This is a genomic window from Pseudoalteromonas sp. SR43-3 (genome assembly GCF_014163875.1).
GTDB lineage: Bacteria > Pseudomonadota > Gammaproteobacteria > Enterobacterales > Alteromonadaceae > Pseudoalteromonas > Pseudoalteromonas distincta.
Map to the genome: position 1 here is coordinate 37,446 of NZ_JACJEC010000009.1, position 17,817 is coordinate 55,262.

Annotated in this window: 13 protein-coding genes; 4 read left to right on the forward strand and 9 right to left on the reverse strand. The window is 40.2% G+C overall.

What is annotated here, in order from left to right:
- Positions 1-113 precede the first annotated feature (113 nt).
- The 9 genes from H5088_RS12090 to H5088_RS12130 form a co-directional block, all read right to left on the reverse strand.
- Positions 114-2,510, reverse strand: coding sequence for a PKD domain-containing protein (locus H5088_RS12090; protein ID WP_182752972.1), 2,397 nt, complete (start codon positions 2,508-2,510; stop codon positions 114-116).
- A 220-nt stretch (positions 2,511-2,730) separates the two neighbouring features.
- Positions 2,731-3,624, reverse strand: a complete 894-nt coding sequence (locus H5088_RS12095; RefSeq protein ID WP_182752974.1) for a hypothetical protein — start codon at positions 3,622-3,624, stop codon at positions 2,731-2,733.
- Between the two features lie 470 nt (positions 3,625-4,094).
- A complete protein-coding gene (locus H5088_RS12100) occupies positions 4,095-6,623 on the reverse strand; it encodes a TonB-dependent receptor (protein ID WP_220488869.1) in 2,529 nt (842 codons plus the stop codon).
- 280 nt (positions 6,624-6,903) lie between these two features.
- Positions 6,904-7,749: a DUF4198 domain-containing protein gene (locus tag H5088_RS12105; RefSeq protein WP_182692761.1), complete on the reverse strand. Its 846-nt coding sequence runs from the start codon at positions 7,747-7,749 to the stop codon at positions 6,904-6,906.
- A 34-nt stretch (positions 7,750-7,783) separates the two neighbouring features.
- Positions 7,784-8,293, reverse strand: coding sequence for a DUF2271 domain-containing protein (locus tag H5088_RS12110; protein ID WP_024596098.1), 510 nt, complete (start codon positions 8,291-8,293; stop codon positions 7,784-7,786).
- Positions 8,293-8,925, reverse strand: a complete 633-nt coding sequence (locus H5088_RS12115) for a PepSY-associated TM helix domain-containing protein (protein ID WP_182692760.1) — start codon at positions 8,923-8,925, stop codon at positions 8,293-8,295. Before H5088_RS12115 ends, H5088_RS12110 begins: the two co-directional genes overlap by 1 nt.
- Before the next feature lie 124 nt (positions 8,926-9,049).
- Positions 9,050-9,445 (reverse strand): YbaN family protein, encoded by a 396-nt coding sequence (locus H5088_RS12120; RefSeq protein WP_024596096.1) that lies wholly within the window; start codon positions 9,443-9,445, stop codon positions 9,050-9,052.
- Positions 9,446-9,574: 129 nt separating this feature from the next.
- Complete coding sequence (locus tag H5088_RS12125) at positions 9,575-10,897, reverse strand: hypothetical protein (protein WP_002960190.1); 1,323 nt, start codon at positions 10,895-10,897, stop codon at positions 9,575-9,577.
- 100 nt (positions 10,898-10,997) lie between these two features.
- Positions 10,998-11,480, reverse strand: coding sequence for a MarR family winged helix-turn-helix transcriptional regulator (locus tag H5088_RS12130; protein WP_182692757.1), 483 nt, complete (start codon positions 11,478-11,480; stop codon positions 10,998-11,000).
- Positions 11,481-11,907: 427 nt separating this feature from the next.
- Between H5088_RS12130 and H5088_RS12135 the strand changes: the two genes are divergently transcribed.
- The 4 genes from H5088_RS12135 to H5088_RS12150 all read left to right on the forward strand — a co-directional run bounded on the left by H5088_RS12135 (position 11,908) and on the right by H5088_RS12150 (position 17,805).
- Positions 11,908-12,756, forward strand: coding sequence for a D-hexose-6-phosphate mutarotase (locus tag H5088_RS12135; RefSeq protein ID WP_182712511.1), 849 nt, complete (start codon positions 11,908-11,910; stop codon positions 12,754-12,756).
- A 36-nt stretch (positions 12,757-12,792) separates the two neighbouring features.
- Positions 12,793-13,326 (forward strand): PH domain-containing protein, encoded by a 534-nt coding sequence (locus H5088_RS12140; protein WP_182752976.1) that lies wholly within the window; start codon positions 12,793-12,795, stop codon positions 13,324-13,326.
- A complete protein-coding gene (locus tag H5088_RS12145; protein WP_182752977.1) occupies positions 13,319-14,866 on the forward strand; it encodes a PH domain-containing protein in 1,548 nt (515 codons plus the stop codon). The genes H5088_RS12140 and H5088_RS12145 overlap by 8 nt, the downstream gene beginning before the upstream one ends.
- Before the next feature lie 122 nt (positions 14,867-14,988).
- Positions 14,989-17,805: a PD40 domain-containing protein gene (locus H5088_RS12150; RefSeq protein ID WP_182752978.1), complete on the forward strand. Its 2,817-nt coding sequence runs from the start codon at positions 14,989-14,991 to the stop codon at positions 17,803-17,805.
- Positions 17,806-17,817: the final 12 nt, after the last annotated feature.

Genomic DNA, 17,817 nt, shown 5'->3' on the forward strand with positions numbered 1-17,817 from the left:
AATACAATGGATTATATGGCTCAAAGTTGCTTATTTATCAGTAGTTATAACACTAATGGTTATAACTACTGGGCTAAGAATAGCACTTTATGTTGAAGGGCTTATTTGGGGGGCTAAATATTACAAATACTTATAATTGCTGAGCTTGGTTGGCCTGAATCAGAGTGGTAAATAGTAATGTTTGAGCTGATTGTATTTTCAACGCTTGTTTCAATTGCTGTTACTTCAAACTCTGCTGATGCAGGTAGGTCGATGTCTAATTCGCTATCGAGGTAAGTACTTCCGCTTTTTTGCAAAGTAAGTGGTTTTGTTTGATCAAAGCTAAATTGAAAGCTATCTGACGCTAAAAGTGTATCTACCATGTTAAAGCGTAGGTTAACTGTGTCGGGGCCTGAAAACTCAGCACACACAAATACCGAAACCTCAACAGCTTGTAAAACGGGCATGCTATTTTGGCCTATATCCACAGTAAAGTTGCTTTGCGTAATTGCTACAGAGTTGTATTCCCCAGTTGCTAGCCTTTGATCTGCTGTTTTTATCGTTATTTTTTCACCTTGCGCTAAATTAACCTCTTCATCAAAAAAGCCATTTGTATTGGTGCTGTACTGCTGTCCATTAATTGTTAGCTGTGCATTGCTTATAGCCGCTTTTTGCACATTAGTGAGTTGTCCTTTAATACGACCGGTAAGTAGAGCAGAGTTAGTTACTGTAATTGAGAATTGCACACTTTTTGAAAATCCATCAGCATCAGTTGCTACAACGGTTAGCGTGTAACTACCTGTCATATCGGCGATAAATTCGGTAATACTTTGGTTTGCATTGCTTAAGCTGGTGCTCGAGCCTGATGGGGCTGATAGTGTCCAAGCGTAATCGAGAGTGGTTCCTTCTGGGTCGTAACTTTGGCTTACATCAAATTTAACTGCATTGCCCACTACTTCGTAGCGTGATTGCTCCCCCGTGAAGCTAATTACTGGCAATGCGTTTTGTATTACATCAATTGTTAGGGTTTTTGTGTCAGAGAACTGCACGCCATCGTTAGTGCGTAACGAAATAACAACTTGCCCCTCTACTGATGCGCTAAACGTTGGTTTTGATATTGTATTACTGCTAAGCGTTGCTTGGCCTTGCGACGAAATGATTTCCCATTGGTAGCTTAGTGGTTGGCCTTCTGGATCGTAACTATTGGAAGCATCAAGTAAAACTTGTTCATCAACCGTTATGGAGGTTTCATAAGTTACCAAAGTGATAGGCTTTTTATTGCTACTGGCATGCAGTACAGAGGTTGCTTGGTTTGAGCTTAATTGCCCATCAGACACTGTAAGCACTACAACGTAGTTGCCTTCTTTATCGGCAATAATAGAGGGTGTTGCTGATGTGTTGTTAGTGAGTTGCGATGCACTATTTACAGGCTTGGCTTGTAACTGCCAGTTATAACTCAGCGTATCTCCGTCTGGATCGCTACATTGTTGGCACTGCAAAGTGGTTGATTCGTTTAACGTAATATCACGTTCGGATTCAAGTGTTGCAACGGGGGCTTTATTACTTGTGGTAACAGTTAAAGTAACAGATGCGGTATCACTTTCGTTTTGTTGATCGGTAACAGTGAGTGAAAGCGCGTAATCTCCAGCTGTTGACGCTGAAAACCCTGCGGTATGATTTTGCATGTTTGAAAGAGCTGGCGTGCTGCCCTGGGGTTTTTCTGTAATTGCCCACGCATAACTAAGCGTATCGTTTTTATCGGGATCAGTGCTTTGGTTACCATAAAGCGTAACAACTTCATTTGGGGCAATTGTTTTATTTTCTACGTTTATAACCGCTTGTGGTGATGAGTTAGAATTAAGCGATTCACTTTTTATGAGTACGACAGTGCTTGCCGTATCACCTTGTGAATCAGTAACGGTAAGCTCAACTTTAAATTCGCCTATTTCGTCGGCAACAAACTGGCTTTTAACTTGAGTCGCATTTTCAAGCGTTGCATTACTTGCTACGGGCTTGGTAATAAATTGCCATTTGTATTGATTAATGGCGCCGCTGGTTGTGCTACTTTGCGCGCCATTTAAAAGCACAACATCACCTTGTTTAACGGTTTGTGTGCTACCTGCGTTAGCCGTTAGTTGGGTATTTGCAGTAACGGTGAATTGTTTTTGTGCAGGACTGCTTGAAAGCTTGCCGTCACTCACGGTTAATACTAATTGGTATTCTTGTGCTTCAGATACTGAAAACTCAACGGTACTTTCGTTATTAACCGTAATCGGTATTTCTACTTGTTCGTTTTTGCTGGTTAATTGCCATTGATAGGTGAGTGCATCGCCATCGGGGTCACTACTTTGTGCTGCGCTAAAAACGAGGGTGGTATTTACTTTAAACTCCGATTGCTCGGTGGTAATAACCGCAATAGGCTTTGTGTTAGTGCTGAGCGGTTTAGTTACTGTTTTGGGGTCTGAACCTCCAGAGCCACAAGCTACGAGGGTGAATAAAGCAGTAATTAAAATTAATAACTTCCATTTCATAATATTAATATCCTTTTAATAAGTTGAATATTAATATGTACCTAAATTAGATATAAAGCAAAAAAATAAATCAAATAAGTAAATTTTCATTATTTTAGGAAATAGTTAACGTGAAACAGTGCTGCTTTTAAATAATTTATACTTTGAGGGGAGTGCTTTATGCCCAGATTGATAGGGCATAAAGTGTATTAAATGGCAGTTAAATAACGCTTAAATAAAGTTAGTCAGCTACTTTTACTGAACCGCTAATATTATCGATACTTACATCGCCCGAGCCCGACTCTGTAATAGTCAGCCCCTTTGCATGGTTAACGCGAATATCACCCGAACCGTCTTCAATTGTTACGCTTGAACCAATATGCTCAATAAGCAGGTCGCCAGAGTTATCATCAACATTAACAGCACCGCTTATATGGCTTATCACTAAGTCACCCGATCCATCTTCAACGTTTAGCGAACCGCTTATGTTGCTCACGTGCATTTCGCCAGAACCATCGTCAATAGTTGCATTGCCACTTACGTTGTTTATATGAATACTGCCAGAGCCGTCGGTTAATTCTAAATTACCTGCGATGTTTTCAAAGTTTACTTCACCTGATCCATCGTCAACAGTTAGGTTTTTAGCACCGCTTATTGTTAAATTTCCTGAGCCGTCTTTTACATTAATATTGCTTTGCATAGCATTTATAAAAATGTCGCCAGAGCCATCATCAATATCTAAATTTAGATTACTTGGCACAGTAACCACTAAATTAATACTTGGAGATTGACCACTGTAAAAGCTAATACCATTACGGCTTTTATTTTGGGCAACAAGCTTTGCCTGTTTACCGTCTTGCTCGAGCGTTAGCTCGTATTCGTCTTCAATGTCGGCTGTGTAAATAGTGGCATCAACACTAATGCTGGTGGCCGTTTTTGAGCCTTTTATTTCAAGGCTACCTGCACCGCTTAATACATTTAAATATTCAAGATTATTGCTTGGCAGTGATAGCTGTTGAGTTTGCTTTACTGAGGCAACGCTTGGCGATATGTGAAATACACAGCCACTTAATAATAAAATGCCGCCAATAAGTGAAAGTGGTTTTGTAATGTTAGATACAGTTGATGAGCTCATGTTTAGTCCTTTGTATTTTTGTTTGTATTTATATAAACAATATAGAGCAAAAATGAGGCCGAAATGTAAGCTGTTGTTTTATATAGGGTGGTGGTTTTTTATGAAAGTTGAAATACTAATAAGTGGTTAAAATAACTAATTATTAATATAAAAGGATGCGTGATGCATCCTTTTATAATTGCTCTGCTTTTATTAGGTCGTGTTGATCTTTGTGGATTGAAATTTGTTCAATCTAGGGGCGATTAAATCGCGGCGCGAGGTTTGTAACCTAGTGGACTAAGTAAAAACCGAGCAACAAAGAGTTAATCGTCCCTAGAAAGAACCCAAAGGGCAGCGCATGTTTGGTATTTATGCTGCGTTATCGCCTATTTATGGGGAATAACCACACTACATAGGCTCTCCCTTGCCTAAAAACCAAACATACTGCTGCAAATTCACCCACCAAAGATCAACACGCCCTAGTAAACTAATTAAAAGCTGTAAGTAATATTACCGTATAAGAAACGCCCGTCTAATCCGTAAGGTGCATACGGTGTGTACGGGAATATTTGACCAAAGTCAGAGTAACCAATGTTATCCACGGTGGCTTGTGGGTACTGATCGAACAAGTTGTTTGCACCAACGGCAAATTTCCAATATTCGTCTGGACGGTATGCTACTTCTAAGTCGGTGATCCATTTAGGGTCTAAGTATTCATCGCGATCAGCTGTTGTTGATATATCAGCGACTTCACCATAACGTGTGGCACGAAGCGTTGTTTGCCATTCGTTAAAGTTCCACACTGCTGATAGGTTCCATTTGCTATCTGGCGTGCCCTCTTCAAAGCGACCTACTTCACGACGCGCAAACACTACGTAGTCGTCACCTAGTGAGTTAAGTTCGCTTGGGTTGTCGTTTACGTGTGTTACTTCGGTGTCGTTAAAATTAGCTGCTACGTTTAGGCGTAAATCACCTAAGTTGTCTAAATCTAGGTTATAAGTGGCAACTATATCTACACCTTGCGTGCGTGAATCGATAGCGTTGGTAAAGTAACGTACGCTTTCGGTATTTAGCTCACCGGCATTTTGTAGTATTTCAACAACTGCATCGCCTTCTAAGTTTTCAGACAATACAATACGGTCATCAATATCAATACGGTATGCATCAACCGTTAAGCTAAAGCTGCCTTGCGTGTACATAAAGCCCGCAGTAACGTTTACTGACTCTTCTGCATCTAACGGCTGAGCACCGAGTGCTTGCGCTGCGGCTGAATCGGTTGGGAATAAACCAACTTCAAATGGTTGGTTGTTCTCAAGTACAGTAGAGATTTGGCGGTACGAGCTTTGCGCTAAAGATGGCGCACGGAAACCGGTGCTAATTGCACCGCGCAGCGATAGGTTTTCAGTAATGCTGTAACGCGAGGCAAGTTTAGAGGTAAATGTGTCGCCAAAGTCGCTGTAATCTTCATAACGACCCGCTAAAACGACGTTCCATTTTTCTGTTAAGTAGGTATCAAACTCAACAAATAAAGCGATGTTATGACGGCTTTCGTCAGTCGCACTTTCTGGTCCAAAACCAGCAAGTACTTGCGCGCCACCGGCTGCAATTGGGTTGCCGTTGCTATCAAGTGCGGTGATGTAAGACGCTTCTTCGCCTTCTTCTATTTTGTAGCTTTCGTGGCGGTATTCAGTACCTACGGTAAAAAATACGTCATCAGGTAAGCCTAAATCGAGTGTGGTGTTGGCCGTTGCGTTTACTAAAAACTGATCGTAAACCAGTGCACCGTTATCAAATTCAGTTGGGCTGTCGGCACCTAGTGATGTATTAATACTATTTACAACACCAAAACCAAAGTCGTTGCGGCCGTAGTTGGTACTTACATCCCATGTCCAGTCGTTAGTTTCGCCTTTTAAGCCCAGTGCAAATGAGTAGTCTTGTACGTCTGTTTCAATTTGCGGCAAAAAGCCATCTGGGTACACTTCTAAAACGTTACGGCTGTCTTTTGCTCGGCGGTAAAAACCACCTGAATTACCTTCACGCTTTGAGTAGCTACCAAATGAATAAAGGTTTAAGCCGTTATCTAAATCGTAACCCATGTTGTAAAACAGTGCGTAGTCTTCAAGGTCTGCTTTACCAAAACGGTGATTGTAACGATCGATAGTAAATTCGCGTGGGTCTAAGCTGCCATCATCAAGACGGCTGTATTGTTCGCGTGGGTCAAAGCCTGAGCGCTGCGTTGAGTCGTTATCGCGGTATTCAATTGATACGTTAACAAAGCCGTTATCAGATAACGCAAAACCAGAGTTTGCACTAACAGTGCGTGTTGCACCGTCGTTTACTTCTCTGTCGCCACCGGTATTAAACGCTAAGTCGCCGTTAGCATCTGCGTAGGTGCTTTCTAGCTGAGGTACGCCAGCCATTTGAGTATCGTATTTACCGTACGTTACGCTAACGCTGCCGCCTTCTGAGGCATCTTTAAGTACAATGTTAATTACCCCAGCAATTGCATCAGAACCGTACTGTGCGGCTGCGCCATCACGTAGTACTTCAACACGTTTAATTGCAGAGGTTGGGATCATGTTCAAATCAACAGCGGTAGAGCCTCGGCCAACAACACCCGCTAAGTTTAATAGCGCACCGGCATGGCGGCGCTTACCGTTTATAAGTACTAATGTGTGATCGGGTGCTAATCCACGTAAAACAGCTGGTTTTGCATGGTCAGTACCATCACCCATAGTGGCACTTGGGTAGTTAAAGCTAGGTACTTGGTTTGCTAGTATTTGGCTTATTTCTAGCTGACCCGTACTTTGCATATCACCGCTGGTAATAATATCTACAGGTACTGAGCTTTCGGCAATACTGCGTAAGCTACGGCGAGTACCTGTTACTGAAATCACTTCAATGCTTTTTTCGGCTTGAACATCTTGTTCTGCAGCAAATACAGAAGAATAGGGTGCACTAAGTGCAGAAGAAACGGCCAGGCTAAGTGCTACTTTTTTGGCTGATAATGGCTTTAACATGATGTTGATTCCCTTGAGGGCTGCTGACTATTGATTTTAAAAAGGAGCGCATCATATAGAAGCGACTACCCTAGTGCAAAGATAAAAACTATCTAAGATATTCTAAGTTGTTAACAAGTAAGGTCACTGTCTACGCGTGATATAGGCGTTTGGATCGTTGTAGTTGCAATCTTGTGTCGAATGGTTGCGAATTCAAGGGGATTTTAGATAAAAGTTAGTAAGACGTAAAAAGGCCAAGCAAATGCTTGGCCTTTCAATTTTTTAAATTTAGTAATTTAAATTATTCAGGGGCAACTTCAAGCGTTGTAAATAATGCATAACGTCCTGCATCTACGCCTTCTTCATTTACGGTAACCTTGTTAGAGGTTTCGATTAGGTATAGGCCTGGCTCTTTCCACGTAATTGTAAACATACCGTCTTTATCGGTCGTTACTTTTACTTCGCCACGCTCGTTACGGTAGCGTGTGTCGCCTTTTAAAATACTTACTTCAACGCCTTCACCAGCAGATTTACCATCTTGTAGTAACTGAAAACGTGCTTGTTCACCTACAAATAAATCGTTTGGATGCGTTGGACCGCTAAGCTCTAAGCCTAAACCTAGCTGTGCAGGTTTTGAGGTGCCATTTCGGCTTACAAATGTATCTACTGTTGAAACAACCTTCGTTGTCGTTACATCTTTTGCATTGCTAGGTAACTCGGCTTCTGTTTTTTTACCAAATACGCGCTGGCGCTTACCTTCTTCGTTTTTATAGAAGGTCATGTACATTGGCTTTTGGGTCATTGCAATGTGGTAAGTGCCTTGCTCTGTTAAGCTTACCGCAGCTGAGCTTTTACGCTTTAAGTAATAAGCACGAATGGTGTCGCTTACTGGCTCACCATTAGGCGCAAGTGCCATTAATAATGTGTCGTCGTACTCGGCGCCTTTTTCTTTAGGTTTAAAGGCTTTGTCTGGTGCAAACATTTCGTTAGAGATACTAGCGTCAATCATTACGTAATGCGCTTTATCGCCTGATAAAGATGTATGCGAAGGTAGTAACCAACGTCCGTGTGCACTTGCTGAAGTTGACACTAAAGCAGATAAGCTCAATGCGCCGATTAATGCCGTTTTTAATAAATTAATTTTCATTGTATTTCCTTAAATTCAAATGATTAAGTAGCAGCTACTTAGTGCTTACAGTGACGAAGCTTTTAGAAAACTCGTTTTTACCATCAATTGTTAGTTTGCCTGATTTAGTTAAATCAAGCTCAACGCGGGTGTAGTCTCTGCCGCCTTCTTCGCGTACAACTTCAATATTTAGTAAGTATTTACCTGGTTTTACTGGGTTACCGTCTAAATCATTACCTTGCCAATTTATGGTGTAAGTACCTGCGCGTTTTGTTGCGCCGCTAATGCCGTCAAAGTTGGCATCGCTTTTACCAGCTTTACGCCACCATTGGCGTAAGTCTTTAAACCATTCTGCTTTTTGCACCCAAAGTGCAAGCGTTGTAACGTGTTTGCGCTCTGGTGTTTCAAGCCAAACTGCAACGTATGGGCGGTGATACGGTTGTACTTCTAAGTCAGGCAGCGTTAATTCAACCTCTAGCTGTGGTGTTTTTGCATGCGCCGTTGTTTGAAAAAACGCAGCTACGAGCAGTAATGCGGCGCTTATAAATAATTTAAATTTAACCATTAAGACACTCCTTTTATTTGTGGAACCCAACATAAATAAATAACCAGTGGAGTTACCACTCCGAGTACGGTTATCCATATTCCTGCTAAGCGTTTTTTTCTATTTTGAAACAAAATAATCATGCCGGTGATGGCAAATAAAATCATTAGTACGGCAGATATATCAATTACCCAACTCCATACTTCACCGCTGTGGCGGCCTTTATGTAAGTCGCCAATAAGGCTTAAAAAGCCACCTGTTTGGTAATCAAGATTTAGCTCGCCAGTTGTAAAATCAAGCTCTGCGTAGGCAAACCCAGCAGGCAGTGGGTAGTCGAGCATGACAAGCGCGTCTTCTTTTTCCCACTCAATGCTTTTTACTTTTGTAAGTGCATATTGCTCGGCTAGGTAAGCTTCTATTTCAGGGTAAAGCGTTGGCAGCGTATTTAGCTGCTCATTCGCTTTGGTAACTAGCTCTGCTGGAATTACCGCCGTTACTTGGCCATTATTTTTATCGTTTTTAAGCCAATCAATATGGTTGAGCACAATGCCGCTAACGCAAAATAAGATAAGCAAAAAAAACAAAGCTGTAGAAATATAAATATGTAGAGCACGGCTTGTGCTATACAAAGCCCGCTTGTTAATAAACGACATAAAAACAGTAAATAAATTAAATTTACAGCATGATAATGATTTGCATTAGCTATTACAAATTTACTTACTTATCTTTACATAAAAACTTTAAAACAAAGGCGGTAAGCAGGTAAAAAATGAATATTTAACGCTTAGGAGGGCTGGAAGGTCTTAAAATAAGGTAAATCATTACCAATACTTCTATTACTGCAACGAGATAAATAACCCAAATAGGGGCGGCTGAATACAGTAAAAATGTAAATCCAATTAACATGCCAATGGCGGCGTAGCATTTGGCTTTTACAGGCACTACTTTATGGGCTTGCCATTGCTGCAAAGTTACACCGTAACGAGGGTGGTTTAACAGCCATTGTTCAAGCGCGGGTGATGAGCGAGTAAAGCAGGTGAGCGCTAAAATAAAAAATATAGTGGTAGGCATGACCGGCAGCACAATGCCAATAATACCCAAGGCTACAAGTATTAAGCCAAGTGCTTTAAACCATAAGTTTTTATAACAAATAAACACTGCTTTTATATTCACTTAGGCTCTTTTTAGTAATGGCTGATACTTTCGATTGTAGGCCAAATAGTTATAAAATCGAAGTGTAAAAACATAAAAAAGGGCAAACTAAGTTTGCCCTTTTAAATTTATAAAATAGGTTTTACTTATCTAGAAGTAGTAACCTACGTTGATGTTAAAGCGACGCTCTGTATCGCCATCACCAATAATTGTTCCGCCAATAAATGGCTGGTTACGTGCTTGAATAAAGTCAAAGTACGTAAATAACGGGCCTGCTGATACGCTCATACCTGTTACGTTCATCCATGTATCTGCACTGTCGTCAGATTTGTCGTAAATGATGCCGTAATCGTTGTAGAACTGCACGCCTGTTATAGGGCCTAAATCAACCGATAGGTCGTAAGCTACGTTAAAGTTAGTCATGGTAGCTTCGCTTGATACGGTATCGTAGTAGTCAAACGCACCTACAACAAAGCGGTTGCTGTTGTCGTCTAGGTCGTAGTCGTACTCACCGTGCTGAAATTGAATATTCCAGTTATTTATTTGGCTGTTTACGTGGAACGCCCATGCGCCGTAGTTACCTGCACGGTCGTTACCATCATGTAAGCCACCGCTTAATAATGATACACCCACATCGGTTTTAGCGTTTTCGCCATGCTCAATTTGGTACACTGTACGAGCTGCAAATGTGTTGTATTCACCAAGGCGAGAGCCAGGTGCATCGTATGTGCCTTCGGTTGTTGCACGGCTACCAACTATATCAAAAGAGTAACGCTCGTTAACTTCAGAGCTGCCATCAACGCCGCCTACTTCATCATTTTTGAAAAAGCCTAGGTCTAGTTTCCAGTTATCTTTTAGTTTACGGTTTACTGTTACACCCAAGTCAAAGTCGTCTTCTAGGCCAACATAGTAGTTAGTGCTAAAAAAGTAGCTGTGTGAGTTGTATGGGCCATTACCAAAAGGGACAGGTGCAATACCAGCTTGTGCTTCCCAGCCATCAGTAAATTCGTAACCTAAGTATGCATACTTAACAATGGTCATGTAATCGTAAAAGCGAAAATCACCATTAACAGAAATATCGTTTATTTCGCCAGATAAGTTAATGCGAAATACTTCAAAGTCTAAGTCGCCGCTACGATCTTGAGTGTCTTCATCGTATGAATTAGTGCTGTAATTAAAACGCACTGCGCCACCAATTTTAACGCCTTCGTCTTTTTTCTCAGATTCGGCGGCAGCAACAACAACTTCTTTGTTATCAGCTTTTTTACTAATTTTTGCAACTTCTTGCTTGTGTTGCTCATTAATTTTTTGCTGTTTTGTTTTTTCATCAGCTAACTTATTTTCAAGCAGTTGCATTTGTTGCTTTAACTGCTTAAGTTGGCTTTGTAACGTGTCTAGATCATCAGACGCATAAGAAGTACTTGTAACACCACCTAGAACTAGTGCTAGTGTTAATTTTGAGAGTTTAGTCATAATTGCCGCTCAGATTTTGATTAAAAAATAAAAAATTCAAGACGTAAAAAAACGCCTTACGTTTAGGGTAAGTACAAAAACTATGTATTTTTTTTATTATTTATTCTTTAGGAGCTTGAGTAAGCGCACCAACTTCTAGAAGGGGCGATGCATCTAATTTATCTGCATCCATCATTGCGGCTACACGCTGCATTGATGAGAGTAAAAGGCTCTGTTCCCATTCAGCAAGTGCAGAAAACTTTTCAATAAAGTGTTCTTGCAATGGCTGAGGTGCTTTATCAAGTAACTCTTTTCCTTTATCGGTGAGGTATAAGCTCACTCTGCGTTTATCCATTTGACTGCGTACGCGTGTTACTAAGTTTCTGCTTTCTATTCTGTCGAGAATATTGGTGACCGTTGCTGGGCTTAAATTTACATTTTGAGCAATACGGCTCGCCGTTATTCCATCGGTTTTTTGCACTTCTTGCATTATAAGCAATTGTGGGCCAGTTAAACCCGAAGTTTTATTTAGCTGCTTAGAATGTAAGTCAATCGCGCGGATAACTTTACGTAAAGAAATCAATAACTCGTCATATTTTTGCATTTGCTTATCTCGTCGATGGGGCGGTAGTTTGCCGTAATCGCGAAATGTTACACATCAAATAAATTGAATTCAAATAATATATTGTACTTTAGCCCGCTTTTATTGGTTTTTAATAGTTAGAGCAGTAACTAATGTAAAATTATATTGTTTAAATATTGGTAAATTTTATTAGCACCTTGTGTGCATTAAGTTGCGCACAGTACGTATGTTGTGAATAATTGGCAAGTCTTATTGTATAGACTTTAGTATTATTCATTTACAGCTGTTAGTACAAAGTAATTGTTTGTGAGTTTACTGTATATGTATTAATCGGCAATGAACAAATTCAGCAATCAATATTTAATATCAATAGCGTATACTTTAAGCATGCATTATTGTTTAGATGTAAACATTAAAAATCTTTAGTATCAGTATTATAGGGGAAGGTATGAAATTATCGCCATCAGTTAGCATTGAGCAAAGCGAATCCGGACTTGAGTTTATTAAAGTAGCTAGTGAAAAGTGCGACGCAAAAATATTTTTGCAAGGTGGGCAAATTACCGAGTTTATCCCTAAAAATAACAAGCCACTTATTTGGGTTTCACAAGAGGAAACCTATCAAGAAGGGGCGAGTATTCGAGGCGGTATTCCTATTTGTTGGCCGTGGTTTGGTACACACGCTAATGATGGGTGGCCTGCCCACGGTTTTGCGCGCACAAGCGTATGGCAAGCCGATGAAGTACACGAATCTGATGAGCAAATTACAGTTAGTTTAAAGCTCCCCATGAAACTTGTTAATACAACGTATTGGCCGCATCAGTGCGCATTAAAAGTTGAGTTTGTATTAAGTGATAAATTACAGGTTCGCTTAACGACCACTAACTTAGGTAGTGTGCCATTTAGCTTTACTCAAGCACTGCATACCTATTTTCCTACCTCAGATATTACAAACACCCATGTAGATGGTTTGCAAGGCGCGCAATATATTGAGTTTAGTGAAGGGCCATTTGTACAAAATGATGTTGTAAGCTTTAATCGCGAAACCGATATGGTTTATACACAAGCAAGTACAGTGCAAAGCATTAATACGCCAGAAGGTGTTATTAATGTGAGCCGCGAAAACTCAAGTTCGTGTGTGCTGTGGAATCCATGGATAGAAAAATCAAAACGCTTATCTAATTTTGCTGACGATGAGTATAAAACAATGCTGTGCCTAGAGGCCGCTAATGTACTGACAGATAAAGTAACGCTTGAGCCAAAACAAAGCCACACCTTAATAACTACCATTAGTTGGTAAGCTAGTCATAATTAAAAGCAGAAATAGGGACAAATAGTGTTTAACAATCAACAAATAATGGATTTACCAAAGCATAGTGATATTAGCTTTAAGCCATTGGCTGATAAAGCCTTATTACATACACAACTTAGCTCGCTTCTGTTTTATGTACCGCTAATTGGAGCGCTTATTGCTGTTTGTTATTTTAATGAAGCCTTTGCTAATAATGCACAAACGTATTTGCTAATTGGTATGCCAATTTTGGTGGCCGTATCTATGGCGTACAACATAATAAGTGTGAGGTTGCGAGGTTTTGCAGTGCGAAATCATGACATTGCTTTTAAAAAAGGCGTTATTTGGCAACAAGTGACGGTATTACCTTTAGCGCGTGTACAGCATATGGAAATACACCAAGGGCCAATAGAGCGAAAACTTAGCCTTGCGAGCATTAAATTATTTAGCGCTGGCGGTGTAAGTGCCGATTTACAAATTAGTGGGCTAACCCATGATGATTGTAAAAATATGCGCCAATTTGTACAAAACTACCGCCTAGACGACGCAACTACTCAGGCAGCTTTAGTCGATGAGTAATACAACTATCGAAGATAAAGCCAGTCCTATTTACTGGCAGAAAGTATCGCCCTGGGCACTTTTATACTTTGTTGTGCACTTTAGTGTGCGCTTTGTAAAAGATGGCCTTTTAAACTTACTGCCCATGCTTGTCGTGTTTGTTACTCAAGTAGAAAATAAGTTGTTTTGGTCGCAGGTTGCAGGCGGTATTGCACTAATTTTGCTACTTGTTTACTCATTTTTATATTATTTAAATTTTAAGTTTAGTATTAGTAGCGACAACGAAATATTGCTTAACAAAGGTGTATTTAAAAAAGAGCGACTTACGCTTAAATTTGGCCGCGTGCAAAACGTTAATATTGCCGAGCCGTTTTATTTTACCCCCGTAAACTTAGTTAATTGTATTTTTGATGCCGCTGGCAGTGTGTCGCAAGAAGTTGTTTTACCAGGTGTCACTAAAGATTATGCACAGCAAATGCGTAAACAAATATTTGATTTTAAAGCGCAGCAACAGCAAGAAGCACCAAATACTGAACAAAGCGAAACAGACACTATCGAAAACAGCCTAAGCATTAGCAATAAAGAAATAGCCAAATTTGGTTTAATGTCGAATATGGCTATTTTAGCAATCGCTGCTTTTGCCCCTTTTATAAACCTAATTGTTGATTTTTTAGAGAAGCAAATTATTGCGAAAGTAGAAGGCTTTTACCAACAAGAGCTTGGTATGCTGGCCAGCGCTGCTACTTTTGCGATGATCACCTTAATTGGTTTGTTAGTTTTGGTGGCTGTAATGCTATCGGTGACTATGTCGCTTATTCGTTTTTATAATTTTGAGCTTTATTTTAAAGGTCTAAAGTTTAAACGCATTGCTGGCTTGTTAGAGCGCCATCAGCTTTCAATGAGCATGGACAAGGTGCAATCTATTGTTATTAAACAAAACCTAATGGGGCGATTACTAAAGCGATTTACCGTTGAGTGTTTACAAGCAAGTAGCGGCGGAATAGCAGCCGGTGTGGCGGCTAAAAAAAATAAACAAACGTTAGTACTACCTGTATTAAATAGCGAACAAGTTGATAGTGTATGCCAATGGATTTACCCGTGGTTTAATAGTAAAAAACTCGCTTTTAAGCGCGCAGAGCGAGCGCTTTTGTATAAAAATTTAGGCTTTTATTCACTGTTACCCAGTGTATTAGTGTTTGGCTTTTGTTTTATTGCTGATATTAATACTTTGATAAGCCTTGGTGTTTTAGTGGTGTTTTCTGGCTTGGTGACTTTGTCGTATCAGCGTTATGGTTATTACATGCATGAGGATAATGGTCGATTTTACATGGTTGTACGCAAAGGTATGATTGGCGTTCATTACCGTGTTTTTGAGCTTTATAAAGCGCAAAGTGCGCGCAGTATAAGTACGTACCTAATGAGAAAATCAGGCTTAAAAAGCCTGTATATACAACTTGCTTCAGGCTTTGTATTTATGCCCTACATAAAGCAGCAAGATGCTGACTTTATTATTGATTTTACAATTAAGCAGATTGAGTCAGATACTCGCAGCTGGATGTAAAATACCCTAATAAAACATGTGTAAATACCCATTTTCACATGTTTTATTACATTTTCTTACTGCCCATGAAAGACATTTAATAATACCCTAGATGGTATTAAGGAATTATTTTAGGGACGCTCATGAAAAAAACACTTATCGCATCAGCTTTATTACTAGCAGCACCGATCTTTGCAGCCGATTGGCAAACTATTCATACCGAACATTTCAACATTCACTACAGTGTTGAGCATGCTGATTTTGCTAAATCAACTGCAGCAGAGCTTGAAATAGTACGCACCAAAGTGCTTGAGCAGCAAAACCGAACACTTGATAAAACAGTTGATGTAGTGGTGTTTGATCCCCTAAATGCGGCAAATGGCTTTGCGCTACCTACCTCAAATAATCCTGTAATGGCACTTTTTACAACCCCACCACAATCCGACACCGTTATATCAAACAGCGCTGGCTGGCAGCAGTTACTTGTACTGCATGAATATATTCACTTAGTGCATTTAGCACAGCCTACACGCAATCACTGGCAGCAAAAAGTACGTGGCATATGGGATTTATACGACTTAACTTACAGTGATACACCGCGCTGGGTAGCCGAAGGTTATGCCACATTGATTGAGTCTAAAATGACGGGCCGTGGGCGTTTATTTGATAACTACTCAGAGTCAATACTGCGAGAATTTGCTCAGCAAGGTGCTTTGCCAACCTATGGGCAATTAAATGGCGAGCAGGGCTTTATGGGCGGCTCAATGGCGTATTTAATGGGTAGTCGCTTTTTAAATTGGCTAGAGCAAAACTATTCAGAGCAAACACTCGATAGTGTTTGGACGCGAATGCAAGGCGTAAAAACGCGTGACTTTGATGAGGCATTTAGCGGTGTGTTTGGGCAAAGTGCAGCCAAGCTATATCGCCGATTTATAGCTGAATATACCTATAAAGCAATGCAAATAGAACAAGGAGAGCCGTTACTTAATAGTGAACTTTGGCTTGAACTTAACTTATATGCAAGTAACCCTGCACCATCAAAAGATGGTAGTAAAATTGCAATTGTTGAGCGAGACAAAGAGAGCAATACCAAGCTTATAATTTATAGCACGGACGACAACATAAAGGCGCAAGAGGAGTTTACTAAAGCGCAAAAAGAGCTACTCAAAAACGATGCACAAGACATCCCCGATACAGCGCCAAGTGTGTTTAAGCGCGAACAAAAACAAGTGCTTAATCAAATTAATCGAGCCGGTATTGCAAACCCGCAATGGGTAAATAGCACAACGTTATATTTTAATGCGTACAGCAATGAAGAGTCGGGTATTTATAATAAAGTGTCAGACATATTTAGCTATAACACTGACACTGGAAATATTACACAGCTTACCAAGCTTGCTGGTATACGACGATTTAGCGTAACCAGTAACGGTGAAACCTTGTATGGCGAGCAAATAAGAGGTGGCTACTCTGAATTAGTAAAGGTTGATCTCAATACGCAAACCATCACACCATTATTTACAAAAAGCCTTGAGACAACTTACGATTACCCAATACTCAGTCCTGATGAAACTAAATTAGCTTATTTATCAACGTCATTAAATGAAAACTGGCAATTGTATATACAAGATGTGGGTAGTAATAAGCAGCAATTAATACCTATGCCAAACGGGTATCAATATTTAAGTCAGCCTAGCTTTAGCCATAATGGTGAGTCACTTTACTTTGTTGCAGGCTTAAATAGCGCTACTGATATTTATAACTACAACATAGAGAGTAAAACACTCAGCAAGTTAACTCAGGGGCAGGAAGCCGTTGCTCACCCGATTGAAATGGCCGATGGCTCGTTACTCTATTTTTCGATAACCGCAGATGGGCCAAATGTAAAAACATTGCCAAAAGCTATAAACAGCCCTGTAGTTACTGAATTTTCGGCTAATAAAAAAGCACCGCTGCTCATTGTAAACGAACATACGCTTCCAAAAGCTAAAATATATACGCATCAAACAACGCAGCAAACAAATTACAACGTGCTCGAGCAGCACGCTACTTTTGCACTAGGGACGCAGTATTATTCGGCTTCTACCAGTTTGTTAGATTTAAGCATTAAAAGTAGCGATTTATTAAAACAGCTCGACTTGCAAGCGGGATATAGCACTGATTTACACGATGGAGCACTGCACGGTGGTTATGTGCAGGCAAAATATAATGCGCTTGATGTAAAACTGAAACTTGCACTGTTTGACTATAATTTAAATACATCGCGCCAGTATCAACAAAGGCTAAATGCAGATATGGATGCCCGTGGTGGTTTTGCTGCAATAAGTTACCCTGTTAAATTTGGGCAGCTAAGTTTAACGCCGGAGCTTGCCTACAATTACACTGATTATAAACAACGCCATAAAAATTGGACGCGTTTAGGCGTTGCCCAAAGTTGGCAATATGATCGTCAAGACTTTGTGATAGGCCAAAGCCTTTATGCAAGTTGGTACGATGGCAGTAGTAAAAGTAATAGTTGGCAAGGTTACGATTTAGTCGCCAAAATTTTTGGTAAAGCGTTTGGTATTCCTCTTTATGCAAATTTTTCTCAAAAACAACGTGATGACAGCAGCCTTGCATTAGGTGGCTTTAGCTCAAATCTTATTAATCAGCAGCAAAATAGTGAATATGTACTTTCATCTGAGCTGCCTTTTTATAGCGCAGCTGCAAAGCGCTATCAAGGTTACGGTGGCGGCTTTAGCTTTAAAGAAGGCATGCCGTGGCTTTATTACAAGCAGCATCAACTCGACGGCACCGTATATGCACAAAGTTACGGGATAAAACACCAAGGTGATTTTAGTTTTGGAATGGGGCCTGCTGGTATAAATGACTTAATATTTAATATGGGACTGTCGCGAGTAGAAGGCGACAGTTTTGAGGATGAAATGCGAGCGTGGCTGAGCTTTTATTATTCGCTATAAATATCAATTGAC